We start from the raw sequence: 23869 nt of genomic DNA, 5'->3' as shown, positions 1-23869 counted from the left end.
TGTGCTCAAGACTATCGAGTTATCTATCGAATTAAAGCGGAAAATTTCGCTTTGAAGCATCGAAAAATATGATGATTAGTGTGTAACGAGCGGGTTAAGGAAACATTAACTGCGTAGGAAGGATTGCTTAGGGCTGCTTTGCAGCCCATCGCGGGACGAGCCCGCTCCCACAGTTGAAAGCATGTGGGAGCGGGCTCGTAACTGACTTACTGTGCCTTGGCCTGGGCGTTGGCTGCCGGCTTTTTAACAGGCTCGGCCTTTGCCGCCGCCTTCTTCGCCGGGGCCGGCTTGTCTGCCACCTTCTTCGCCGGTGCAGCCTTGGCCACCGGCTTCTTCACCGGTTGCGCCTTCACTGGCGCGGGCTTGACCGGCGGCGCCTTGACTGGCTCTTCCTTCGCCACCGGCGCAACCGCTGCTGGCGCTGGCGCAGGGGCCGGCGCTGGAGCAACCGCCGCCTCGGCCGGCTTCACCACGTCCTTGGCCTTCGGCTCTTCGCCACCACCAAACATCCGCGAGAAGAACCCAGGCTTTTTCGCCTCGTCCTGCTTCGCCGCTGCCTTCACCGGCTCGGCTTTCGGCTTGTCAGCCTTGTCCGACGAACCACCGAACAGATTCGAGAAGAACCCGCCCTGCTTCGCCGCCACCGCACCCGCCGCAGCGGCCGCCACTGGCGCCGCCTTGACCGGGTCGAACGATTTGCCCGCCGCCAGCTCCTGCACCTGGGTGGCGGCACGCTGACCGCTGCGCAGGGCACCTTCGAGGGTGCCGGGGAACATCACGTCGGTGTGCTCACCGGCAAAGGCGATACGCTGCACCGGACGCTCCCACAACCGCCAGAACTTGCTGATCTGCCCCGGCCCGTAGGCCAGGTAGGCGCCGCCGGTACCGGCATCGGTGCTGTAGCGGCGCACTTCATAGCCGGTGAAGGCACCGCGCGCCTGTGGATAAAACGCATGCAGACGGATCAGCACCTGATCGACCATCTGCTTGTCGCCAAACGCCTGCAGCAGGCGCGCGTTGTCGCCGGACAGGTTGATCACGACGTTGGCGCCACCCTTGAGTGCAGGTTCGATCCAGAGCATGCCCAGGCCGGTGTTGCTGTAGATCTCGCCAGACATCCGCGCGCGGCTTTCCCATACCGGACTCTTGAACTTCAGCAACAACTGGTCGCGCCAGCCGTAGTTGGTGCCTTTGAGGGCGGCCAGGTGCTGGTTGTCCAGGCCGGGCGTCAGCTGGATCTTCGACAGTGCGCGCAGCGGCACGGCCATGACCAGGTAATCGGCCTGGTAACCGACCGCGCCAACCTTGACGGTAACGCCGTCCTTGTCCTGGCTGATGGCGGTCACCGGCGAGCTGGTCTTGATGGTTTTCAACTGCTTGACGAAGGCCTGGGCCAGCACCGGGCTGCCACCGGGCAGACGGGCAGCACGCAGGTCGCGGTCGTCGATGCCGCGGTAGACGCGCGACTGCTGGGCGAAATACAGCAGTGACAGGCGCGACGGCTCGTCGTAGCGGGTACGGATCTGCTGGTTGACCAGTTGCCGCGCAGTGGCCGGCAGTTGCAGCTTGTCCAGCCAGTTGGAGACGTTGATCTGGTCGAGGGCAAACAGCGTGCTGTTGGCCGCCGGGTTTTCCGGGTCGCTGATCGAGCGAGCCAGGTCGTCGAGGGTTTTCTCGTAGCGTTTGAGTGCCTCGGCAGTGGCTGGCTGCTTGGTGGCCAGGTCGCTGGCGCTGAAGTACTCGCCGTCGATCAGGTAACCGGGTTTACGCACGAACTCCGGCGCTGGCAGGGTCGCCAGCTTGAAGGTGTCGAGGTACTTGTTCAGTACCGGCTGGGTTTTGCTGTTGCCGATCCACTCGCTGGTGGCCAGGCCCGAGCGCCCGCCGATGCCCGGCTTGGCTTCGAGCAGGGTCACCTGCCAGCCCTTGTTCTGCAGCTCGTAGGCGGCCGTGAGGCCGGCCAGGCCGCCACCGATAACGATTGCCGTTGGCGGCTTGGAAGCAGCCATCGCCCCCACGCTGAACAGCCCTATCAAAACCAACGCGCAGGCGCGCAGCCAACCAGCAGACATTCGGCGAACTCCGGATCAAAAAAGGCAGAAAGTGCGGGGAAGAACGCCCCGGAAAGAACTCCGCGAAGGATACGCCAGGCCAGCCGACCTCGCCAGCAACGCGGAGCGCGAGGTCAACGCGTGCCCGGGAAACGCCTGTCGGTGCGTTCGCCGATCGACTTGCGGCACGCTGCGCAGGCCAATCGGCGCCATTCAAGGAGCGATGAACATGTTAAGCAAAATCGAAACCTTCGAAACCTTTCAGGGTCAACCTACCGCACTGGAAACCTTTCTTGTCGGTAAGACCTACCGAACCGAGCAAGGCCTGAGCATTCGCCTGTGGAGCGATGCCGACATCGATGGCGCCGAACCTTCCGGCTTTCGTAAACCCAGTGTTACGCACTATGGCGACGTCGAACTGGTGGTCGGCGACCTGAGCAGCGTGCGAATCGACTTCGGTGTCCCAGTCGAAAAGGTTGAGCTGTATTACTACGTCGCCAGCGACTATACCGAGTCCGACCTGGAGGCCGAGGGCCTGGAGCAGTTGGGTATCGACGTTGACGCGCTGTCCAGCGAAAACTTCCCCGATTTTTTCTCGGTGGCGTTCGTTGCCAAGCCCAACGAACCGTTCAATGCCACGACCCCAACAATTCTCAGCCTGAAACCGGGCGGCCCAACAGCGATAGATCTCACCACCTCGCGCGCCGGCACCGTGCACATTGCCTCGATTGCCTGGGAACCGGCGAGTAACGTCTGAACCCGGCGCGCGGCTTGCGCGCCTATTCCCGTTAGGCGCTGGCAGTGAGTGCTCATCAGCCCGGACATTTGCCGGTTGTCCTGCCACGGGGCTTTGCTTAGGCTTACGCGGGTTATCCGAACCCGCGTCACCAGGAGTAAAGCCAATGGGCCTGAATGATCAGTGGATGCAGCGCGACCTCAAGGTCCTCTGGCACCCCTGCACCCAGATGAAAGACCACGAGCAACTGCCGCTGATCCCGATCAAACGCGGCGAAGGGGTCTGGCTGGAAGATTTCGAAGGCAAACGCTACCTGGACGCGGTCAGCTCCTGGTGGGTGAACGTGTTCGGCCATGCCAACCCACGCATCAACCAGCGCATCAAGGATCAGGTCGATCAGTTGGAGCATGTGATTCTCGCCGGCTTCAGCCACCAGCCGGTGATCGAGCTGTCCGAGCGCCTGGTGAAGCTCACCCCGGACGGCCTAAACCGATGCTTCTACGCCGATAACGGCTCGTCGTGCATCGAAGTAGCGCTGAAAATGAGCTTCCACTATTGGCTGAACAAGGGCCAGCCGAACAAGAAGCGCTTCGTCACCCTGAGCAACAGCTACCACGGCGAAACCATTGCCGCGATGTCGGTCGGCGATGTGCCGCTGTTCACCGAAACCTACAAGGCGTTGCTGCTCGACACCCTCAAGGTACCGAGCCCGGACTGCTACCTGCGCCCGCAAGGGGTGAGCTGGGAAGCGCACTCGCGGACGATGTTCGCCGCCATGGAACAAACCCTGGCCGAGCACCACGACACCCTCGCCGCCGTCATCGTCGAGCCGCTGATCCAGGGCGCCGGCGGCATGCGCATGTATCACCCGGTGTACCTCAAGCTGCTGCGCGAGGCTTGCGACCGCTATGACGTGCACCTGATCCACGACGAGATCGCCGTCGGCTTCGGCCGTACCGGCACGATGTTCGCCTGCGAGCAGGCCGGCATCCGCCCAGACTTCCTCTGCCTGTCGAAGGCCCTGACCGGCGGCTACCTGCCGTTGGCGGCGTGCCTGACCACCGATGAGGTGTACAACGCCTTCTACGACGACTACTCGACCCTGCGCGCCTTCCTCCACTCGCACAGCTACACCGGCAACCCGCTGGCCTGTGCGGCGGCGCTGGCGACGCTGGATATCTTCGAGCAGGACAACGTGGTCGAGAACAACAAGGCCCTGGCGCAACGCATGGCCAGCGCCACGGCGCACCTGGCCGACCACCCGAACGTCGCCGACGTGCGCCAGACCGGCATGGCCCTGGCCATCGAGATGGTGCAGGACAAGGCCAGCAAGACCGCCTACCCCTGGCAGGAGCGGCGCGGGCTGAAGGTCTTCGAGCATGCCCTGAGCCGTGGCGCGTTGCTGCGGCCGCTGGGCAGCGTGGTGTATTTCCTGCCGCCGTATGTGATTACCCCGGAGCAGATCGACTTTCTCGCCGAGGTGGCCAGCGAAGGCATCGATATTGCCACGCGCAACAGCGTGAGCGTGGCGGTGCCGAGCAATTTCCACCCCGATTTTCGCGATCCGGGCTGACAGCTGTTTTGTAGGCGCTGGCTTGCCTGCGCCTACAGGTTTTCACGCCCAACCTGACACAACTTATTCAGAGCGCCCCATGAGACTCTCCCGCTTTTTCATCGACGCCCCGCTGAGCCTCGGCGAGCACGATCTGCCTGAAGCCCAGGCCCATTACATTGGCCGCGTGCTGCGCATGGCGGCCGGCGACGCCGTGCAGTTGTTCGACGGCAGTGGCCAGGAATTCCTTGGCCAGTTGCTTGAAGTCGGCAAGAAAACCGTGCGCGTCAGCCTCACCCAGGCCCTGCCCGGCCAGGCCGAATCGAACCTGCACATCCACCTCGGCCAGGGCCTGTCCCGTGGCGAACGGATGGACTGGGCGATCCAGAAGGCCACCGAACTGGGCGTCAACGCGATCACCCCGATCGTCAGCGAGCGCTGCGAAGTACGCCTCAAGGACGAACGCGCCGACAAACGTCTGGCCCACTGGCGCCAGGTGGCCATCAGTGCCTGCGAACAGTGCGGACGCTCCAGCGTGCCGTTGATCCACCCGCCGCTCACCCTGGCCGAATGGCTCAAGGCTGCCGACGAAACGCTGAAACTGGTGCTGCACCCGGTGGCCGAGCCACTGCTGAGCCATGCCAAGCCGGACAGCCTGGCGTTTCTGATTGGCCCTGAGGGTGGTTTGTCCGACGCCGAAGTGGAACAGGCCAAGGCCGCCGGCTTCCAGGCGGCGCGTCTCGGGCCGCGGGTGCTGCGCACCGAGACCGCGCCGGTGGTGGCGCTGGCGGTGGCTCAGCAGCTGTGGGGTGACTTCTAGATCGCCTCGCAGGCAAGGCCTGCTCCCTGCGCTTGTGTGGGCCGGCCTTGCCAGCGATAGGGCCAGCACACGCCTCAGAGCACGTAGAAAAACACCGCAATAAAGTGCAGCAAACTCCCGGCAATCACGAACAAGTGCCAGATGCCGTGCCAATGGCGAAACCGGCTGTCATAGGCAAAGAAGATGATGCCGATGGTGTAGAACGCACCACCGGCCGCCAGCCAGGCGAAGCCGGCGGTGCCCAGGCTGGCCAGTAACGGCTTGACCGCCACCAGCACGATCCAGCCCATCAGCGCATAGATCACGATCGACAGTACCCGCGCCTCCGAACGCGGCTTGATCTCCTGCAGCATGCCGACCACGGCCAACCCCCAGACCACGCCGAACAGGCTCCAGCCCCACGGCCCGCGCAGGCTGACCAGGCAGAATGGCGTGTAGCTGCCGGCAATCAACAGGTAGATCGACAGGTGATCGAGCTTGCGCATGATCACTTTGGCCCGGCCACGCACGCTGTGGTAGGCGGTCGAGATGCTGTACAGCAACAGCAGGGTGAAACCATAGATCGCCAGGCTGACGATCTTCCAGGGGTCGCCTTCGAAGCTGGCGACCACCAGCAGCCAGACGGCGCCAATGCTCGCCAGCACCGCGCCAACCAGGTGGGTCCAGGCGTTGAAACGTTCACCGTGATACATGCAGCAGGGTCCTCCCGAGAGGTGTTCGGCTACCACCCTACAACAAGGACTGCGTCAAGCGCATTACCCTGTGTGCTCCTGCAGGCTCAGGCGCCAGCCGTCTGCAACAGCTGTTCCAGGCTGACCAGGTCCGGCACCCGCGCCACCTGCTCGCCCACCTGCACCGCCGCCAGCTCCAGCGCATGCAGCGGCACGTCAACGTAATTGAGCTGGCTGTCGAGCTTGCACGAGCGCGGAATGCCCTGCACCAGCATGGCGAAGAAACGCCGCGGCGTGCCACCCAGCGCATTGAGCACAACGATCCGCGCCCGCTCGCCCACCTGCAACTCGCTGCCGCAGGCGGCTTCGAAGGCCAGCAGCGGCAGGCGCTGGCTGCGCCAGTCGATCCAGCCGAGCAGCCACGGCGGCAGCTCCGGCGCCGGGCGGCAGGCTTGATAGCCGATCAGTTCGGCCACCGCCACATTGGGCAGCACCAGGCAGCGGTCGCTCAACGGCAGCAGCAGGCCGGTGAGGCTGCTGCGCCGGCCGAAGCGCGCGGGTTGTTCAAGCATGGGCAGTGCTCCAGCGGGCAATGCTTTCGAGCAACACCGACTCATGGTACGGCTTGCCCAGGTAATCGTTGACGCCAATCGCCATGGCCCGGTCGCGGTGCTTCTGGCCGGTCCGCGAGGTGATCATGATGATCGGCAGTTCATGCAGGCGCGGGTCCTGGCGCACCAGGGTGGCCACTTCGAAGCCGTCCATGCGCGGCATCTCGATATCCAGCAGCATCACATCCGGGCGGTGTTCTTCGAGCACCGCCATGGCGTCGACGCCATCCTTGGCGGTGAGGACGTTCATGCCGTGGCGTTCCAGCAGGCGCCCGGTCACCTTGCGCACCGTCACCGAGTCGTCGACCACCAGCACCAGCAGCGGCCGCGCCGGGCCGCTGCCCTGCACGTCGCTACGCAGACGTGCCGCCTTACCCTGCTGCGACAGGCGCAGGTGCAGGCCGCGCAGTTGCGCCAGCAGGTCGAGAATCAGCACCACGCGACCATCGCCGAGCAGCGTCGCGCCCGCCAACCCATGCACCGCAGCAAACTGCGGGCCGAGGCTCTTGACCACGATTTCGCGGCTGGCGGCCAGGCTGTCGACCTGCACCGCGAAGGCCTGGTCGTGCGCATGCACCAGCAACACCGGCAACGGCAGCGTCTGGCCAAGCAGGCGCGGCTGCGCCTCGCGCTGGAGCATTTCGCCCAGGTAGCGCAGCTCGTAGCGGTGCCCGGCGTATTCGTAACGCGGCGGGTCGAGCTGGTAGCAGGCCTCCAACTCGGCCGGCAGCACCCGCACTACGCCTTCGATGGCATTGAGCGGCACGGCGTATTGTTCATCGGCGTAATGCACCATCAGCGCCCGGTTCACCGACACGGTGAACGGCAGGCGGATCAGGAAGCGTGCGCCCTTGCCGGGCACCGAGTCGATGACCATCGAGCCGCCGAGTTGCTTGACCTCCTCATGGACCACGTCCATGCCCAGCCCGCGCCCGGAAATCTGGGTGATCTTTTCCGCCGTGGAGAAGCCCGGCTGGAGGATGAACTGCATCACTTCGTAGTCGCTGATTTCGCTGGCCGGGTCGAGCAGGCCGCGCTTGATCGCCTTGTTGCGCACCGCTTCGAGCGACACCCCGGCACCGTCGTCGGACATTTCGATGACGATATCGGCCCCCTCATGCAGCAGGTTCAAGGCAATCAGGCCCTGCTCCGGCTTGCCAGCCTGGAGCCGCGCCTCGCGGCTTTCCATGCCGTGGTCGACGGCGTTGCGCAGCATGTGCTCCAGCGGCGCCACCATGCGCTCCAGCACGCTGCGGTCCATCTCGCCCTCGGCGTTGCCAACCACCAGTTCGACCTGCTTGCCCAGCTCGCTGGCCACCTGCCGCACCACCCGCTGCAAGCGCGGCACCAGCCGCTCGAACGGCACCATGCGGGTGCGCATCAGGCCTTCCTGCAACTCGCTGTTCACCCGCGCCTGCTGCTGCAACAGGCTGTGTGCGTCATGGGCACGCACGGTCAGGGTTTCCTTGAGGTCGAGCAGGTCGGACGCCGACTCGAAGAGTGCCCGCGACAGCTGTTGCAGCTGCGAATGGCGGTCCATCTCCAGCGGGTCGAAATCGTCGTAGCCGAGCAGGTCGCCTTCGCTCTGCTGACGGCTGAGGATGCGCCCCTGGGTTTCGGTGTCGAGCCGGCGCAGTTGGTCGCGCATCCGCTCCAGGGTGGTTTCCATCTCGCTCAGTGCGACCTGGGCGTCGTTCACCTGCTGCTCGATACGGCCACGGATGATCGAGTTTTCACCGGCCAGGTTGCCGAGGTCGTCGAGCAGCTCGGCGTTGACCTTGACCATGTCCGCCGGACCGCGCTCCGGGGCCGCTGCCGGGGCTTCGGCGAGCGCCGGTTCGCTGCTCGGCAAGGTGGCGGCGCTGTCGCTGAGCGCCGCACTGCTGAAATTGCGGATGTAGTCGATCAGCGCCGTGGCCGCGTGCAACGGCTGCTGCAAGCGTACCGCGTCGAGCATGTGCGCAAGGCGGTCGTGGCAGTTCTGTAACAGGCTGAACAGCGCCGGACTCGGCTGCAACTGGCCGGCGGCCAGGTGCTCGTAGAGGAATTCGAGCTCGTGGGCCAGGTCGCCAATCGGCGCGATCTCGACCATCCGCGCGCCCCCCTTGAGGGTGTGCAGGTCGCGCAGCAGGTTCTCCACCTCGACCGTGTTGCGCGGCTCGGCCTGCCAGCGGATCAGGGCGGCGCCGGCACTTTCGACAATGTCGAAACCTTCCTCGAGGAAGATCTCCAGCAGTTCCTTGTCGCCTTCCTGGGCCGGCGCGGCGCTGGTTTTTTCCTGCACGCCAGGGGCGGCGGTGTGGCGGAACTCGCGCAACCGCGCCAACTGCTCGACCACCGCCGCCGGCGCTTCGCCCTGCTGCAACTGGCCCAGCATCCGCGCCAACAGCGCATGGCTGCCCTTGAGCAGGCCCGCCAGCGCCGGCGACAGGCTATAGCGCCGGTCGACCAGCCCGGCATAGAGCATTTCCAGCTCCTGGGCCAGCACTTCCACCGGGCCGACCTCGGCCATCTGTGCGCCGCCCTTGAGCGTGTCCAGCTCCTGTTGCAACGAGGACAGCGCCGAGGCGTTGTCAGGCTCTTCGAGCCAGCGTTGCAGGGCCTGATCGGCATTCTCGAGGATATCCACTGCCTCTTCGAGGAACAGCAGTTCCATCTCCCGGTCCGGCGTCGGCTGCTCCAGCTGACGGGTTGCGGCGGCCAGCTCGGTGATGCTCAGCGGCTGTGCGCCCTGGCTGCTCACCAGGCCGACGGCCGACGGATCGAGGCTTTCGTCGAGCAGCTCGCGCAGGGCATGCAGACGCTCCGGGCGCGGGTCGACCTCTTGCCCGGCGGCAATCTGGTCGAGCATGTCGATCAGCGCTTCGTGGGCGTGCTGGGCTTCGAGGAAGAAGCGCTGGTTGACCGCCAGGCTGCTTTCCTCGACCGCGCCGTACAGGTCGAGCAGCGCTTCGCAGAGTTCGTCGACCTGCCACAGGTCGGCCAGGTGGGCGCTCTGGCCGAGGGTGGTCAGTTCATCCAGCAGTGCCGTCAATTCCTGGCGCTCGCCGGGGTGCTCCTGCCAGCGCAGCAACAACGATTCGGCGTCGAGCAGGATGTCCATGCCCTGGGCCAGGAAACTGGCGATCAACTGCGGGTCACGCTTGAGCCGCAGGCCGTGGCTGGGCGCATCGAGCAGCGCCTTGAGCCGGGCCTCGACCACCTGGTCGACCTGTTCGATGAGAATGTCGGCGCCGCCAATCGACGCCAGCGGCGCGCTGCCGAGCTGATCGAGACCGCGGCGCAACAACGGCTCGGCCATTTGCAGCAGGTAGATTTCGTCGAGGTCCAGGCCCAACTGATGCGCCTTGAATTCGCGCGCCAGCAGGTCCAGCGCGCCGGCCAGTTCGGCTATCGGCGTCACCCCGGCCATGGCCGCGCTGCCCTTGAGGGTATGCAGGGCCCGTTGCAGGTTGTCGCTGACCGGCGCCGGCAGGTGCTCTGCGGCGCCCTGCAGGTACTCGTCAAGGGTGGCCAGGTGAGTCAACGCCTCGTTGCGGAAGATCTCCAGCAGTTGCGGGTCGAGTGCTTCGGCAGGGGCTTCACTGCCGTTCGGGTCGTTCATCGCCAGCGCATGCAGGCTGTTGGCCAGGCGCTCGACATCGGCACGCGGCTGCGCCTGCGCCTGCGCCTCGGCGAACGCCAGCAGCAGCGGCGGCAACAGGGCCAGTGCCTGCTCCAGCAGGGCGAACACTTCGCGGCCCGGGCCGACGCGCCCTTCGAGCATGCGGTTGAGCAGGTGCTCGGCGGCCCACGCCAGCTCGGCCAGCACCTGCGCACGGACCATCCGGCCACTGCCCTTGAGCGTGTGGAAGCCACGGCGCAGCTCAACCAGCGCGTCGCGCAGGCGGGTGTCGGCACGCCAGCGCTTCCAGTGTTCTTCCAACTGCTGGAGGACTTCCTCGGCTTCTTCCAGGAAGATCTCGCGCAGTTCGTCGTCCAGCGGCGCATCCTCCAGCGCCAGTACCTGCGGCTCGATCAGCGGCGCCGGCAGGGTCGGGAAACCGAGCGCGCCAAGGGCGTTCTCGGCGCGGCCGAGCAATCCGTCGAGGTCAGCCAGCGGGTCGATGCTCAAGCCCTGCAAGTAACATTCGAGGCTGCAGATGGCGTCGGCGAAATGTTCCAGCGCGGCGGCATCGGGCGAGTCCTCGGCATCCATCAGGTGGCTGCCGGCAAATTCGTTGCAACGCTGCACCAACGCCGCCGGGCGCGGCAGCATGAGCATGGCCAGGGCCCCGCGAATCTGGCTGAACAGCGCCGGCAGCGGTTGCAGGCGCTGGCGGTCCCAGCCGGCCTCCAGGCAATCGGCAATCAGGTCCTTGGCCTGCAACAGCACGCCGTGGCACTCGTCGAGCACCAGTTGGCGGATCTCGGCCAGTTCGGTGCCGGGCAACGGGCTCTGGCCCACCGACTCCATCGAGCCGACCATGCCACCCAACGTGGCTTCGACATACAACAGCGCCCCGGCGACATCCATCAGCAGGGCGTCTTCCGGCGCCTGCTGGCCCTGGGCCAGGCCCTGCAACACCGCCACCTGGTCGATGATCACCCGGCGCGGCTGGGCAAAGCCGAGCACCGCCAGGGCATCGGCGATCTGCCGCAGCGGGGCGATCAGGACGTGGAGTTCTTCGAGCTGGCCACGGTCACCGCGCACGAACAGGTCGAGGCGCTCCTTGATCCGCACCAGGTCGTCGCGCAGCGCCGCCACTACCGAGCGCATCGCATCGCGGTCGGGACCGGCGTGCAACTGGTCGCGCAGGGTGCCCAGCGACAGGTCGAAGTTGGCCAGCTCGGCCGCCGCCGGCGTGCCCTGATCGACAGGCGCGGCATCCAGCAGGCTACGCTGGGCCTCGGCACCACGCGCCGCGCGTAATTGATTGAGCAGCGGCAGCGCCACCAGCGGCAGGTCGCCGCGGGCGCTGCGCAGCCGCTCCAGGTACACCGGCAACTGCTCCAGGCCGCGGAACAATGCGCCCAGCGCCTCGCCACGGGAGCTCGCACGCCCGTCGGCGAGGGCCGCGGCCAGTTGCTGCATTTCCTCGGCAAGCAGTGCCGCGCCCTTGAGCTCAAGCATCTCCAGGCAGCCGAACACCTGATGCAGCCGCTCGCTGAAGCCGCGCAAGGCGGCCTGCTCGCCGGGTTCGCTGGCAAATTGCTCCAGGGCCTGGCGCGCCAGCCCAAGGCTTTCATCGATGGCGCCCTTGACCCAGGCCAGGGCGACAGTGTCGTGCCGGTCAGCCATACCCACTCCAGTAACCATGATGCCTGGGCGCCGAATCAGCGCGCCTCCGGTGTTGATGGCAAGGTGAAGCCCGAAACCGAGCGGCGCATTTCGCTGGCCATCCGCGCCAGGTCGCCGATGCTCTCGGCGGTAGCGGTCGAGCCGGACGAGGTTTGTGCGGTGATCTGCTGGATGACCGACATCGTATGGGAAATCTGTCCGGCCGATGAGGTTTGCAGCTGCGCGGCATCGGAGATGCTATGGATAAGCTCGGCGAGGGTCTGCGACACGCCCTCGATCTCGGCCAGCGCCACCCCGGCATCCTGCGCCAGGCGCGCACCGCGCACCACTTCGGCGGTGGTCTGCTCCATGGAGATGACCGCCTCGTTGGTGTCGGCCTGGATCGCCCGCACCAGCGCCTCGATCTGCCGGGTCGCCGACGACGAGCGTTCCGCCAGGCGTTGTACTTCGTCGGCAACCACGGCAAAACCACGCCCGGCCTCACCGGCCATCGAGGCCTGGATAGCCGCATTGAGGGCAAGGATGTTGGTCTGTTCGGCAATGTCGTCGATCAGGCTGACGATGTCGCCAATCTCCTGCGACGACTCGCCGAGGCGCTTGATGCGCTTGGCGGTGTCCTGGATCTGCTCGCGGATGTTGTCCATGCCATTGATGGTGTTGTGCACCACCTCGTTACCCTTGTTGGCGATGGCCACCGACCGCTCGGCCACCTTGGCCGACTCGTAGGCGTGCGCGGACACCCGGTCGATGGACTCGGCCATGTCGCCGACCGCCATCGAGGCGTCGGCGATCTGTTCGGCCTGATGTTCGGAAGCCTTGGCCAACTGGGCCGCTGCGGCCTGGGTGTCCTGCACGGCCGCGGCGACTTCCTCGGCGCTGTGGTTGATGGTCAGCACCAGGTCGCGCAGTTGGTCGATGGAATAGTTGATCGAGTCGGCAATCGCCCCGGTGAAGTCCTCGGTGACCGAGGCGGTGACGGTGAGGTTGCCATCGGCCAGGTCCTCGATTTCGTCGAGCAGGCGCATGATCGCCTGCTGGTTACGCTCGTGCTTCAACGCGGTTTCGCGCAACTGACGGTTGGTTTCGCGGACCATCACCGAGCCGATCAGGATGATCGACGCCAGCGCCAGCAGGCCGAGCACGTAGCCGCCGACCGTATCCAGGGTGCGCCCGCTGGCAAGGTTTTCAAAACCGTTGGCCAGCCGCGAAGCCTCGTCGAGCAGGGTTTGCGAGAGGTTGAAGATACTCCCGGCCGATTCGCGGACGCGAAACAGCTCGGGTGAGGTTTCGAGAATCTCGTCCACCGAGCCGGCGACGAACTGGAACAGCTCGGCGATTTCCGCCAGACGGGCGCGGGCGTCGGGGTCCTGTACGCGGGTTACCTGAATGCCCGGGTTGCCGCCAAGCATGCCTTCGAGCACCTGGCCGAAGCGGCTGGCATCGCGACCGAAGGCATCGGCGGCGGCCACCGCCGTTTCATCGCCGGCCAGCACGGTATTGACCGCGCCGAGGATGCGTTCGGCCAGCAGCGCCTGGCGCTGGGCCACCGCCACCTGATTGGCCGGCGCGCCGCTCTGCAGCAGGATCTCGACGACCTTTTCGTATTCCACCTGCAACTGCGGCACGGTTTCGGCCAGGGTTGCCGCCACCTGGTGCAGCGACAGCACGGTCTGCTCGCTGGCGAGAATCGCGTCGGCGTTGCTGCGCAGGTTTTCCCAGTCGCGCAGCACCGCGTCCATCTCGTTGCGCACCGCCGCCGGCGCCGGCGGCAGGCCGGTGTTCGGATCGCCCTTCTGCAGGTAGCCCCAGCGTTGCTCGAAGTCGTTGCGCGCTTCGCTCAGCAGTTTGAACGCCCGCGGCTTGCCGGCGGCGGCCTCGGTGGCGTTCTTGGCGATACGTTGCGACAACACGCGCAGTTCGCCGGCATGGCCGATGTACTGCTTGTCGTGATTGGCCTGGGTATTGAGGTAGGCGAAGTTGGCGAACAGCAGCACGATCGACAGGATCAGCACGACGAACAATGCTGCGATCTGCGCGCTGCTGCGCGAGCCATGCACCGAAGTAGCGGTCTTGAGCTTGGTCACAGGTCTGGCATTCCTTTACAGCGCCACATCGAGAAAACCCGGCGCCTGGGCCAGGGCAAACGGACTGAAAATGCCCCAGCAGCGCTCGCGCTGAAAATGCCCCTGAACGAACGGCTGCGATGCCGGCAACAACGGCTCCGGCGGCGACAGTTCGAGGCTGTGCAGGGGGAAGTGCTGCAGACCGACCACTTCGTCGACCAGCAGGCCGGCGAACAACTCGTCGTGGTCGAGCACCAGCACCCGGCGCTGCTTGCGCAGCACCGACAGGCCCAAGCCGAGAAAGCCGCACAGGTCCATCACCGGCAGCAATCGCCCACGCAGGTTGGAAACCCCGGCGACCCACGGCTTGACCCCGGGGATACGGCTCATGCGTGGTTCCTGGAGCACCTCGGCCACTTCGCCCATGGGGGCGACGAACCAGTAGGCACCCATCCGGAAGCCGATGCCGCTCCAGGTTTGCAGGCGGGTTTCCTGCAACGGCAGGTCGGCCGCCAGCAGCCGGCAGCGACGGTCGATGTCCAGCAGCAGCTCGAAGGCCGTCAACGACTCGCCCATGGGCCGGGTGGTCACACCTTGAGGACTTTGTTGAGCACCTGGATCAGGGTGTCTTCATCGACCGGCTTGGTCAGGTAGTCGACCGCGCCCTGGCGCTGGCCCCAGACCTTGTCGGTTTCCTGATCCTTGGTGGTGACGATGATTACCGGGATATGCGCGGTGGTTTCGTCCTTGCTCAGCTGGCGGGTGGCCTGGAAGCCGTTGACCCCGGGCATGACGATGTCCATCAGGACCGCATCGGGTTTTTCATGCCGGGCCAGGGCCACGCCGTCGGCGCCGTTCTCGGCCTTGAGCACCTGGTGCCCGTGTTTTTCGAGCATTCCGGTGAGTTTGTACATCTCGGTCGGCGAGTCGTCGACAATCAGGATTCGGGCCATGCTGTTCCCCATAAAAGGAAAGACGCCGCGCTCGATGGCGCCGCGTCAGGGTGCGTGTTGTTCTTCTGCGGCGAAACCCGGCACATGGGCGCGGATTGCATCGAGCAGTTCTTCCTTGCTGAAAGGCTTGGTCAGAAATTGATCAGAGCCGGCGATGCGCCCGCGAGCCTTGTCGAACAGGCCGTCGCGCGACGACAGCATGATCACCGGAGTGTCCTTGAAGGCGCTGTTCTGCTTGACCAGGGCGCAGGTCTGGTAGCCGTCGAGGCGCGGCATCAGCACATCGACAAAGATGATGCTGGGGCGCTGGTCGACGATCTTGGCCAGCGCATCGAAACCGTCGATGGCCGTGATGACCTCGCACCCCGCTTCGCTGAGGAGCATTTCGGCAGTGCGACGAATCGTCTTGGAGTCGTCGATGACCATCACCTTCAGTGCCGTGTCGGGCTGTCCCATGATTGCTCCACCATCGCCTGTGAATAGCGCCGTGCAGGCCACGTGCCCGGCCTTTTTAGCATACTCCGGGGGCTGCGTTCCATCGGCCTGCGCGCAGCCCTGGCCGGGCCGCGTTTTTCCCTTGACCGGCGGCGCCGCGAGCGCCACCCTGACGCCACTTTTCATTCGAGCCACTGCGGCCCCCGCGCCGCCGAGAGGATATACCCCATGAGCGTTCGCCTCGGGATTGTCATGGACCCCATCGCGTCCATCTCCTACAAGAAGGACAGCTCGCTGGCCATGTTGCTGGCAGCGCAGGAACGCGGCTGGTCGCTGTTCTACATGGAACAGCAGGACCTGTACCAGAACGCCGGTGAGGCCCGGGCCAGGATGCGCCCGCTGAACGTCTTCGCCGACCCGGCCAAATGGTTCGAACTGGACGCCGAGACCGACGCGCCGCTGAGCGACCTCGACGTGATCCTGATGCGCAAGGATCCGCCGTTCGACATGGAGTTCGTCTACACCACCTACCTGCTGGAACAGGCCGAAGCCGCCGGGGTGCTGGTGGTCAACCGGCCGCAAAGCCTGCGCGACTGCAACGAAAAGCTGTTCGCCACGCTGTTCCCGCAGTGCACCCCGCCGACCCTGGTGAGCCGTCGCCCGGACATTATCCGCGCGTTCGCCGCGCAGCATGGCGACGTGATCCTCAAACCGCTGGATGGCATGGGCGGCACCTCGATCTTCCGCCACCGAGTGGGCGACCCGAACCTGTCGGTGATCCTCGAGACGCTGACCGCCCTGGGCACCCAGCAGATCATGGCCCAGGCCTACCTGCCGGCGATCAAGGACGGCGACAAGCGCATCCTGATGATCGACGGCGAGCCGGTGCCGTACTGCCTGGCGCGCATCCCGGCCAGCGGCGAAACCCGTGGCAACCTGGCCGCCGGCGGCCGTGGCGAAGCCCGCGAGCTGAGCGAGCGCGACCGCTGGATTGCCGCCCAGGTCGGCCCGACCTTGCGCGAGAAGGGCCTGCTGTTCGTCGGCCTGGACGTGATCGGCGAGCACCTGACCGAAATCAACGTGACCAGCCCGACCTGCATCCGCGAGATCGACAATGCCTACGGCACGCGGATTGGCGTGCAACTGATGGACGCCATTGATCGCAAGCTCAAGGCACGCTGACCGCCGACGCGGGGAAACCGCGCAGAGTGGGTTATCATGCCGGTCCTTTTTGAACCGGGCGCCCTGCTCTGCCGGTGTTCGCCGGCTGCTGGATAATCGATGACGCTTCCTGCCGACATTCCTGCCGACTTTTCCCCGCCCCGCGTCCGCCCGGCGGACCGGCTGGGCTTCACCTTGTTCATGGCGGCGCTGGTGCACCTGGCGCTGATCCTCGGGGTGGGCTTTACCTTCGCCAAGCCGGAGGAAATCCGCCGGACCATGGAAATCACCCTGGCCACCTTCAAGAGCGACAGCGCGCCGAAGAAGGCCGATTACCTGGCCCAGGACAACCAGCAGGGCAGCGGCACGCTGGAGAAGAAGGCGCTGCCCAAGACCACCGAGGTCGCGCCGTTCCAGGACAACAAGATCAACAAGGTCACGCCTCCGCCGGCCGCCCGACAGGAGGTGCCGCCGCAGCCGGCCCCGCCCAAGGCGGCGATTGCCACCCAGGCGCCGAAGGCCCAGAAGGTCGAGACCCGCCCGAAAGAAGTCAAGCCGCAGGAAAAACCCAAGGCCGCCACCCCGGACTTCGACAGCTCGCAGCTGTCGAGCCAGATCGCCAGCCTTGAGGCGGAGCTGTCGCATGAACAGCAGATGTACGCCAAACGCCCGCGCATCCACCGTTTGAGCGCGGCCTCGACCATGCGCGACAAGGGCGCCTGGTACAAGGACGAGTGGCGCAAGAAGGTCGAGCGGATCGGTAACCTGAACTACCCGGACGAAGCGCGGCGCCAGCAGATCTACGGCAACCTGCGCCTGCTGGTGTCGATCAACAGCGATGGCTCGCTGTATGAGGTACTGGTGCTGGAATCGTCCGGGCAGCCGGTGCTGGATCAGGCGGCGCAGCGTATCGTGCGCCTGGCAGCGCCCTTTGCACCGTTTACCGGGGACCTGGCCGATGTCGACCGGCTGGAGATCATCCGCACCTGGCGCTTTGCGCGGGGTGACCGGCTGTCGAGTAACTGAGTACAACTAGGAACTGCACGGTTTCTGTAGGCGCTGGCTTGCCAGCCCAGCGCCTCACCGCCACACTACAAACCATGAAAAACCTCAGTCCGAGTTACCTCAAGCATCAGTTCCTGATCGCCATGCCGCACATGGCCGACCCGAACTTCGCGCATACCCTTACCTACATCGTCGAGCACAACGCCAACGGTGCCATGGGGCTGGTGGTCAATCGCCCCCAGGAGCTGAACCTGGCGGATATCCTCGAACAACTGCGCCCCGACGTCGAACCGCCGGCCAGCTGCCTGCAGGTCCCGATCTACCTGGGCGGCCCGGTGCAGACCGACCGCGGCTTCGTCCTGCACACCAGTGAGAAAACCTACCAGGCCACCGTCGCCCTCGACGGCCTGTCGCTGTCCACCTCGCAGGACATCCTGTTTGCCATCGCCGACGGCGTCGGCCCGGAAAAAAGCCTGATCACCCTCGGCTACGCCGGCTGGGAAGCCGGCCAACTGGAAGCGGAACTGGCCGACAACGCCTGGCTCAACTGCCCGTTCGACCCGGAGATCATCTTTGGCATGGCCAGCGACAAACGCCTCAACGAAGCGGCGAAGATCCTCAAGATCGACCTGAGCCTGCTCACCAGCCAGGCGGGGCACGCCTGATGGCCGGGATCCGCTTGTTACTGGGCTTCGACTACGGCAGCCGGCAGATCGGCGTCGCCGTCGGCCAGGTCATCACCGGCCAGGCCCGCGAGCTGTGCACGCTGAAAGCACAGAATGGCAGCCCCGATTGGGCGCAAATGGAAAAGCTCATCAAGGAATGGAAGCCCGACGCCCTGGTCGTCGGCCTGCCGCTGAACATGGACGGCACGCCCAGCGAAATGAGCGAGCGCGCCGAGAAGTTCGCGCGCCGCCTGAACGGCCGCTTCAACCTGCCGGTACACACCCACGACGAACGCCTGACCACCTTCGAAGCCAAGGGCGAGCGCATGGCCCGCGGCGGTCAGCGCGGCAGTTACCGCGACAACCCGGTCGATGCGATCGCCGCCGCCCTGCTCCTGCAAGGCTGGCTGGAGGCCAATGCCGGGCAGTTGCAATCCTGATCACCGGTTTTACCGCCGGGTCAGCCCCGGCGCTTTGAGGAGCAAGCATGAGCCTACCCAATCCCGCCGAACTGATCCGGCAGATGGCTGTCGACCTTCGCGCCCATCTCGCGCGCCGCCAGATCGACCAACCGCGCTTCATCGGCATCCGCACCGGCGGTGTCTGGGTCGCCCAGGCGCTGCTGGCCGAGCTCGGCAGCGACACGCCGCTGGGCACCCTCGATGTGTCGTTCTACCGCGACGATTTCAGCCAGAACGGCCTGCACCCGCAAGTGCGCCCGTCGGAACTGCCGTTCGAGATCGAAGGCCAGCACCTGGTGCTGATCGACGACGTGCTGATGAGCGGCCGAACCATCCGCGCGGCCCTCAACGAACTGTTCGACTATGGCCGCCCGGCCAGCGTGACCCTGGTCTGCCTGCTCGACCTGGACGCCGGCGAATTGCCGATCCGGCCGAATGTGGTCGGTGCCACCCTGTCGCTGGCCGCCCATGAACGGGTAAAATTGCTCGGCCCCGCCCCGCTCGCCCTCGAGCGCCAGGACCTCGCTTCCGCTTCCGCCCTTTAAGAGTCCCCCGCGATGACGCCACTCGACGCCAAGCGCCCGCTGCAGCTCAATGATCAGGGCCAGCTGCGCCACTTCCTCTCGCTCGACGGTTTGCCCCGCGAGCTGTTGACCGAAATCCTCGACACCGCCGACTCGTTCCTCGAAGTCGGCGCGCGGGCCGTAAAGAAGGTGCCATTGCTGCGCGGTAAAACCGTGTGCAACGTGTTCTTCGAAAACTCCACCCGCACCCGCACCACCTTCGAACTGGCCGCCCAGCGGCTGTCGGCCGATGTGATCACGCTGAACGTGTCGACCTCCTCGACGAGCAAGGGCGAGACCCTGTTCGACACCCTGCGCAACCTCGAAGCCATGGCCGCCGACATGTTCGTGGTACGCCACGGCGACTCGGGCGCCGCGCACTTCATCGCCGAGCACGTGTGCCCGGAGGTGGCAATCATCAACGGCGGCGACGGCCGTCATGCCCACCCGACCCAGGGCATGCTCGACATGCTCACCATTCGTCGGCACAAGGGCGGCTTCGAAAACCTTTCGGTGGCCATTGTCGGCGACATCCTGCACTCGCGGGTGGCGCGCTCGAACATGCTCGCGCTGAAAACCCTGGGCTGCCCGGATATCCGTGTGATCGGCCCGAAAACCCTGCTGCCGATCGGTATCGAGCAGTACGGGGTCAAGGTCTACACCGACCTCGAACAAGGCCTGAAGGACGTCGACGTGGTGATCATGCTGCGCCTGCAGCGTGAACGCATGGCCGGCGGCCTGCTGCCGAGCGAAGGCGAGTTCTACCGCCTGTTCGGCCTGACCACCGCACGCCTGGCCGGGGCCAAGCCGGATGCCATCGTGATGCACCCGGGGCCGATCAACCGTGGCGTCGAGATCGAGTCGGCGGTTGCCGACGGCGCCCAGTCGGTGATCCTCAACCAGGTTACCTACGGCATCGCCGTGCGCATGGCGGTGCTGTCGATGGCCATGAGCGGGCAGACCGCCCAACGTCAATTCGAGCAGGAGAACGCCCAGTGACCCTCAGTATCCTCGGCGCCCGGGTCATCGATCCGACGTCTGGCCTGGACCAGCTCAGCGACCTGCATATCGACGCCGGCAAGATCGTTGCCATCGGCGCCGCGCCGGCCGGCTTCAAGGCCGCGCGCACGCTGGAGGCCAATGGCCTGGTCGCTGCGCCCGGTCTGGTCGACCTGAGCGTCGCCCTGCGCGAGCCGGGCTACAGCCGCAAAGGCAGCATTGCCAGCGAAACCCGCGCCGCCGCAGCCGGTGGCGTCACCAGCCTGTGCTGCCCACCGCACACCAAACCGGTCCTGGACGTGTCGGCGGTGGCCGAGCTGATCCTCGACCGCGCCCGCGAAGCCGGGCACAGCAAGGTGTTTCCGATCGGTGCCCTGAGCAAAGGCCTGGAAGGCGAGCAACTGGCCGAGCTGATCGCCCTGCGCGACGCCGGCTGCGTGGCCTTCGGCAACGGCCTGAAGAGCTTCGGCAACACCCGTACGCTGTGCCGGGCGCTGGAATATGCGGCCACCTTCGACCTGACGGTGATCTTCCATTCCCAGGACCGCGACCTGGCCCAGGGCGGTCTCGCCCACGAAGGCGCGATGGCCAGCTTCCTCGGCTTGCCGGGCATTCCGGAAACCGCCGAAACCGTGGCCCTGGCCCGCGACCTGCTGCTGGTCGAGCAAACCGGTGTGCGCGCACACTTCAGCCAGCTGACCAGCGCCCGTGGCGCCGAGCTGATCGAGCAGGCCCAGGCCCGCGGCCTGCCGGTCACCGCCGATGTGGCGCTGTACCAGTTGATCCTGACCGATCAGGCCCTGGCCGACTTCTCCAGCCTGTACCACGTGCAGCCGCCGCTGCGCACCCAGGCCGACCGCGACGGTTTGCGCGCGGCGCTGAAGTCCGGGGTGATCCAGGCGATTTCCAGCCATCACCAGCCGCATGAGCGCGATGCCAAGCTGGCGCCGTTCGGTGCCACCGAGCCGGGCATCAGCAGCGTCGAGCTGTTGCTGCCGCTGGCCATGACCCTGGTGGAAGACGGCCTGCTCGACCTGACGACTTTGTTGCAACGTTTGTCGACAGGCCCGGCGCAGGCGCTGCGTCTGCCAGCCGGTGAGCTGAAGGTGGGCGGCGCGGCAGACCTGGTGCTGTTCGACCCGCAAGCCTCGACGGTGGCGGGGGAGACCTGGCGTTCGAAGGGTGAAAACTGCCCGTTCATCGGCCACTGCCTGCCCAGTGCGGTGCGTTATACCTTGGTCGATGGGCATATCAGCCACGAGGGGTGATTGCCTACTGGCCTCATCGCGGGACGACTCGTCCCGCGATGAGGCCTACACTGGCAACCACTCATCTCCCACAGTTGAAATCCTTCCCCGCACCCCCATATGAGTCTGCATCGGCATTTTCGCCCCGCTGCGTGGAGACTCTCCCTTGACCACCATCGTTTCAGTTCGCCGCCACGGCAAAGTCGTCATGGGCGGCGACGGCCAGGTTTCCCTCGGCAACACCGTGATGAAAGGCAACGCCAAAAAGGTTCGTCGCCTGTACCACGGCCAGGTCATTGCTGGCTTCGCCGGTGCCACTGCCGACGCCTTCACCCTGTTCGAACGTTTTGAAGGGCAACTGGAAAAACACCAGGGCCACCTGATTCGCGCCGCCGTCGAGCTGGCCAAGGAATGGCGTACCGACCGCTCGCTGAGCCGCCTGGAAGCCATGCTGGCCGTCGCCAACAAGGATGCATCGCTGATCATCACCGGCAACGGTGACGTGGTCGAGCCGGAAGACGGCCTGATCGCCATGGGCTCCGGTGGCGCCTACGCCCAGGCCGCCGCGCGCGCCCTGCTGCAGAAAACCGACCTGTCGGCGCGTGAAATCGCCGAAACCGCCCTGAACATTGCCGGCGATATCTGCGTGTTCACCAACCACAACCTGACCATCGAGGAGCAGGACCTGGCCGAGTAATCAGCTGTTCTGGCGCCCAACCCCGGCGGTTGGGCTTTTCCACGCTGAATTACCGCGCCACAGGACCGACATCACCATGTCTATGACCCCCCGCGAAATCGTCCACGAGCTCAACCGCCACATCATCGGCCAGGACGACGCCAAGCGCGCCGTCGCCATCGCCCTGCGCAACCGCTGGCGGCGCATGCAACTGCCAGCCGAACTGCGCGTCGAAGTCACCCCGAAGAACATCCTGATGATCGGCCCGACCGGCGTCGGCAAAACCGAAATCGCCCGCCGCCTGGCGAAGTTGGCCAACGCCCCGTTCATCAAGGTCGAAGCGACCAAGTTTACCGAAGTCGGCTATGTCGGCCGTGATGTCGAATCGATCATCCGTGATCTGGCCGACGCCGCCATCAAGCTGCTCCGCGAGCAGGAGATGACCCGCGTCCAGCACCGCGCCGAAGACGCCGCCGAAGAGCGCATCCTCGACGCCCTGCTGCCACCGGCACGCACCGGCTTCAACGAAGACCAGGTCACCAGCCAGGATTCCAACACCCGCCAGCTGTTCCGCAAGCGCCTGCGCGAAGGCCAACTGGACGACAAGGAAATCGAAATCGAAGTGGCCGATGCCGTCGGCGTCGATATTTCCGCGCCGCCTGGCATGGAAGAGATGACCAACCAGCTGCAGAACCTGTTCGCCAACATGGGCAAGGGCAAGCGCAAGAACCGCAAGCTCAAGGTCAAGGAAGCGCTCAAGCTGGTGCGCGACGAAGAAGCCGGGCGCCTGGTCAACGAGGAAGAGCTCAAGGCCAAGGCCCTGGAAGCGGTCGAACAGCACGGCATCGTGTTCATCGACGAAATCGACAAGGTGGCCAAGCGCGGCAACGTCGGCGGCGCCGATGTCTCCCGTGAAGGCGTGCAGCGCGACCTGCTGCCGCTGATCGAAGGCTGCACGGTGAACACCAAGCTGGGCATGGTCAAGACCGACCACATCCTGTTCATTGCCTCCGGTGCCTTCCACCTGAGCAAGCCGAGCGACCTGGTGCCCGAACTGCAAGGCCGTCTGCCGATCCGCGTGGAACTCAAGGCACTGAGCCCGGAAGACTTCGAGCGCATCCTCAGCGAGCCGCACGCGTCGCTGACCGAACAGTACCGCGAACTGCTGAAAACCGAAGGCCTGAACATCGAGTTCGCCGCCGACGGCATCAAGCGCCTGGCCGAGATCGCCTGGCAGGTCAACGAGAAGACCGAGAACATCGGTGCCCGGCGCCTGCACACCCTGCTTGAGCGTCTGCTCGAAGAGGTCTCGTTCAGCGCCGGCGACCTGGCCAGCGCACATCAGGAAGCGCCGATCCGCATCGACGCCGACTACGTCAACAGCCACCTCGGCGAATTGGCGCAGAACGAAGACCTGTCCCGCTACATTCTGTAAGCGGCAAGCTACAAGCCTCAAGCTGCAAGCTGGACATACTCGTCTTGCAGCTTGTAGCTTGAAGCTTGTAGCCCAAGAAGCCCTCAAAAATGTCCCGACTCCCCAGCGCCATCAATCTGCACAAAGCCTCGAAAACCCTGAGCCTGACCTACGGGCCCGACGAGGTCTATCAACTGCCGGCAGAATTCCTGCGCGTGCACTCCCCTTCCGCCGAGGTCCAGGGCCACGGCAACCCGATCCTGCAAGTCGGCAAACTGGGCGTCGGCCTGACCCGAATCGAGCCGGCCGGCCAGTACGCACTGAAACTGACCTTCGACGACGGCCACGACAGCGGCCTGTTCACCTGGGACTACCTTGAACAGCTGTGCCTGCGCCAGCAGGCGCTCTGGGCCGATTACCTCGACGCGCTGGCCAAGGCCGGCAAATCCCGCGATCCGTCCGAGTCTGTCATCAAGCTGATGCTCTAGCTCACTAGTCTTCCTGT

21 protein-coding genes are annotated in these 23869 nt (G+C 65.4%); 13 read left to right on the top strand and 8 right to left on the bottom strand.

Going from position 1 to position 23869, the window contains the following annotated elements:
• Window positions 1-206: 206 nt before the first annotated feature.
• Window positions 207-2072, bottom strand: coding sequence for a flavin monoamine oxidase family protein (locus DCO48_RS14815; RefSeq protein ID WP_116551359.1), 1866 nt, complete (start codon window positions 2070-2072; stop codon window positions 207-209).
• A gap of 208 nt (window positions 2073-2280) precedes the next feature.
• Between DCO48_RS14815 and DCO48_RS14810 the strand changes: the two genes are divergently transcribed.
• The 3 genes from DCO48_RS14810 (at window position 2281) to DCO48_RS14800 (ending at window position 5159) form a co-directional block, all read left to right on the top strand.
• The gene (locus DCO48_RS14810) at window positions 2281-2808 is read left to right on the top strand and encodes a hypothetical protein (RefSeq protein WP_116551358.1); all 528 of its coding nucleotides are present in this window, start codon (window positions 2281-2283) and stop codon (window positions 2806-2808) included.
• Window positions 2809-2953: 145 nt separating this feature from the next.
• Window positions 2954-4360, top strand: coding sequence for an adenosylmethionine--8-amino-7-oxononanoate transaminase (locus DCO48_RS14805; protein WP_116551357.1), 1407 nt, complete (start codon window positions 2954-2956; stop codon window positions 4358-4360).
• Window positions 4361-4439: 79 nt separating this feature from the next.
• Complete coding sequence (locus tag DCO48_RS14800; RefSeq protein ID WP_116551356.1) at window positions 4440-5159, top strand: 16S rRNA (uracil(1498)-N(3))-methyltransferase; 720 nt, start codon at window positions 4440-4442, stop codon at window positions 5157-5159.
• 74 nt (window positions 5160-5233) lie between these two features.
• Here the strand turns inward: DCO48_RS14800 and DCO48_RS14795 are convergent, their stop codons facing one another.
• The 7 genes from DCO48_RS14795 to pilG all read right to left on the bottom strand — a co-directional run bounded on the left by DCO48_RS14795 (window position 5234) and on the right by pilG (window position 15194).
• Window positions 5234-5851: a hemolysin III family protein gene (locus DCO48_RS14795; protein ID WP_116551355.1), complete on the bottom strand. Its 618-nt coding sequence runs from the start codon at window positions 5849-5851 to the stop codon at window positions 5234-5236.
• Between the two features lie 86 nt (window positions 5852-5937).
• Window positions 5938-6402: a chemotaxis protein CheW gene (locus DCO48_RS14790; protein ID WP_116551354.1), complete on the bottom strand. Its 465-nt coding sequence runs from the start codon at window positions 6400-6402 to the stop codon at window positions 5938-5940.
• Window positions 6395-11722, bottom strand: coding sequence for an Hpt domain-containing protein (locus DCO48_RS14785; protein WP_116551353.1), 5328 nt, complete (start codon window positions 11720-11722; stop codon window positions 6395-6397). Before DCO48_RS14785 ends, DCO48_RS14790 begins: the two co-directional genes overlap by 8 nt.
• 35 nt (window positions 11723-11757) lie before the next feature.
• A complete protein-coding gene (locus tag DCO48_RS14780) occupies window positions 11758-13806 on the bottom strand; it encodes a methyl-accepting chemotaxis protein (RefSeq protein ID WP_116551352.1) in 2049 nt (682 codons plus the stop codon).
• 15 nt (window positions 13807-13821) lie between these two features.
• Window positions 13822-14376, bottom strand: coding sequence for a chemotaxis protein CheW (locus DCO48_RS14775; protein ID WP_116551351.1), 555 nt, complete (start codon window positions 14374-14376; stop codon window positions 13822-13824).
• Window positions 14373-14738, bottom strand: coding sequence for a twitching motility response regulator PilH (pilH, locus tag DCO48_RS14770; protein WP_116551380.1), 366 nt, complete (start codon window positions 14736-14738; stop codon window positions 14373-14375). The genes DCO48_RS14775 and pilH overlap by 4 nt, the downstream gene beginning before the upstream one ends.
• 45 nt (window positions 14739-14783) lie before the next feature.
• Window positions 14784-15194, bottom strand: a complete 411-nt coding sequence (gene pilG, locus DCO48_RS14765; RefSeq protein ID WP_116551350.1) for a twitching motility response regulator PilG — start codon at window positions 15192-15194, stop codon at window positions 14784-14786.
• 207 nt (window positions 15195-15401) lie between these two features.
• Here pilG and gshB point away from each other — a divergent pair, with 207 nt between their 5' ends.
• The 10 genes from gshB to DCO48_RS14715 all read left to right on the top strand — a co-directional run bounded on the left by gshB (window position 15402) and on the right by DCO48_RS14715 (window position 23852).
• Window positions 15402-16355 (top strand): glutathione synthase, encoded by a 954-nt coding sequence (gshB, locus tag DCO48_RS14760; protein ID WP_116551349.1) that lies wholly within the window; start codon window positions 15402-15404, stop codon window positions 16353-16355.
• Between the two features lie 99 nt (window positions 16356-16454).
• The gene (locus DCO48_RS14755) at window positions 16455-17360 is read left to right on the top strand and encodes an energy transducer TonB (RefSeq protein ID WP_116551348.1); all 906 of its coding nucleotides are present in this window, start codon (window positions 16455-16457) and stop codon (window positions 17358-17360) included.
• A 74-nt stretch (window positions 17361-17434) separates the two neighbouring features.
• Window positions 17435-18004 (top strand): YqgE/AlgH family protein, encoded by a 570-nt coding sequence (locus DCO48_RS14750; protein ID WP_116551379.1) that lies wholly within the window; start codon window positions 17435-17437, stop codon window positions 18002-18004.
• Window positions 18004-18444 (top strand): Holliday junction resolvase RuvX, encoded by a 441-nt coding sequence (gene ruvX / locus DCO48_RS14745; RefSeq protein WP_116551347.1) that lies wholly within the window; start codon window positions 18004-18006, stop codon window positions 18442-18444. Before DCO48_RS14750 ends, ruvX begins: the two co-directional genes overlap by 1 nt.
• Before the next feature lie 47 nt (window positions 18445-18491).
• Window positions 18492-19010 (top strand): bifunctional pyr operon transcriptional regulator/uracil phosphoribosyltransferase PyrR, encoded by a 519-nt coding sequence (gene pyrR, locus DCO48_RS14740; protein ID WP_116551346.1) that lies wholly within the window; start codon window positions 18492-18494, stop codon window positions 19008-19010.
• 12 nt (window positions 19011-19022) lie between these two features.
• Window positions 19023-20027 carry an aspartate carbamoyltransferase catalytic subunit gene (locus DCO48_RS14735; RefSeq protein ID WP_116551345.1) on the top strand — a complete coding sequence of 335 codons (1005 nt, stop codon included), beginning with the start codon at window positions 19023-19025 and terminating at the stop codon, window positions 20025-20027.
• The gene (locus DCO48_RS14730) at window positions 20024-21295 is read left to right on the top strand and encodes a dihydroorotase (RefSeq protein WP_116551344.1); all 1272 of its coding nucleotides are present in this window, start codon (window positions 20024-20026) and stop codon (window positions 21293-21295) included. Before DCO48_RS14735 ends, DCO48_RS14730 begins: the two co-directional genes overlap by 4 nt.
• A 145-nt stretch (window positions 21296-21440) precedes the next feature.
• Complete coding sequence (hslV, locus tag DCO48_RS14725; RefSeq protein WP_028945572.1) at window positions 21441-21971, top strand: ATP-dependent protease subunit HslV; 531 nt, start codon at window positions 21441-21443, stop codon at window positions 21969-21971.
• 76 nt (window positions 21972-22047) lie between these two features.
• Complete coding sequence (gene hslU / locus DCO48_RS14720; protein WP_116551343.1) at window positions 22048-23385, top strand: ATP-dependent protease ATPase subunit HslU; 1338 nt, start codon at window positions 22048-22050, stop codon at window positions 23383-23385.
• Between the two features lie 89 nt (window positions 23386-23474).
• Window positions 23475-23852 (top strand): gamma-butyrobetaine hydroxylase-like domain-containing protein, encoded by a 378-nt coding sequence (locus DCO48_RS14715; protein ID WP_116551342.1) that lies wholly within the window; start codon window positions 23475-23477, stop codon window positions 23850-23852.
• The last annotated feature ends 17 nt before the right edge of the window (window positions 23853-23869 follow it).

The organism is Pseudomonas sp. SDI (genome assembly GCF_003105155.1).
Classification (GTDB): Bacteria; Pseudomonadota; Gammaproteobacteria; order Pseudomonadales; family Pseudomonadaceae; genus Aquipseudomonas.
This window is presented reverse-complemented; position numbering and strand designations above follow the sequence as displayed.

What these genes read in the sequence shown, in the direction of transcription:
- DCO48_RS14715 (WP_116551342.1), top strand. Translation starts at nt 23,475, where the DNA reads ATGTCCCGACTCCCCAGCGCCATCAATCTGCACAAAGCCTCGAAAACC.
- DCO48_RS14810 (WP_116551358.1), top strand. Translation starts at nt 2,281, where the DNA reads ATGTTAAGCAAAATCGAAACCTTCGAAACCTTTCAGGGTCAACCTACC.
- DCO48_RS14800 (WP_116551356.1), top strand. Translation starts at nt 4,440, where the DNA reads ATGAGACTCTCCCGCTTTTTCATCGACGCCCCGCTGAGCCTCGGCGAG.
- DCO48_RS14735 (WP_116551345.1), top strand. Translation starts at nt 19,023, where the DNA reads ATGACGCCACTCGACGCCAAGCGCCCGCTGCAGCTCAATGATCAGGGC.
- DCO48_RS14785 (WP_116551353.1), bottom strand. Translation starts at nt 11,722, where the DNA reads ATGGCTGACCGGCACGACACTGTCGCCCTGGCCTGGGTCAAGGGCGCC.
- ruvX (WP_116551347.1), top strand. Translation starts at nt 18,004, where the DNA reads ATGGCCGGGATCCGCTTGTTACTGGGCTTCGACTACGGCAGCCGGCAG.
- DCO48_RS14815 (WP_116551359.1), bottom strand. Translation starts at nt 2,072, where the DNA reads ATGTCTGCTGGTTGGCTGCGCGCCTGCGCGTTGGTTTTGATAGGGCTG.
- DCO48_RS14750 (WP_116551379.1), top strand. Translation starts at nt 17,435, where the DNA reads ATGAAAAACCTCAGTCCGAGTTACCTCAAGCATCAGTTCCTGATCGCC.
- gshB (WP_116551349.1), top strand. Translation starts at nt 15,402, where the DNA reads ATGAGCGTTCGCCTCGGGATTGTCATGGACCCCATCGCGTCCATCTCC.
- pyrR (WP_116551346.1), top strand. Translation starts at nt 18,492, where the DNA reads ATGAGCCTACCCAATCCCGCCGAACTGATCCGGCAGATGGCTGTCGAC.
- pilG (WP_116551350.1), bottom strand. Translation starts at nt 15,194, where the DNA reads ATGGGACAGCCCGACACGGCACTGAAGGTGATGGTCATCGACGACTCC.
- DCO48_RS14795 (WP_116551355.1), bottom strand. Translation starts at nt 5,851, where the DNA reads ATGTATCACGGTGAACGTTTCAACGCCTGGACCCACCTGGTTGGCGCG.
- pilH (WP_116551380.1), bottom strand. Translation starts at nt 14,738, where the DNA reads ATGGCCCGAATCCTGATTGTCGACGACTCGCCGACCGAGATGTACAAA.
- DCO48_RS14755 (WP_116551348.1), top strand. Translation starts at nt 16,455, where the DNA reads ATGACGCTTCCTGCCGACATTCCTGCCGACTTTTCCCCGCCCCGCGTC.
- hslU (WP_116551343.1), top strand. Translation starts at nt 22,048, where the DNA reads ATGTCTATGACCCCCCGCGAAATCGTCCACGAGCTCAACCGCCACATC.
- DCO48_RS14805 (WP_116551357.1), top strand. Translation starts at nt 2,954, where the DNA reads ATGGGCCTGAATGATCAGTGGATGCAGCGCGACCTCAAGGTCCTCTGG.
- DCO48_RS14790 (WP_116551354.1), bottom strand. Translation starts at nt 6,402, where the DNA reads ATGCTTGAACAACCCGCGCGCTTCGGCCGGCGCAGCAGCCTCACCGGC.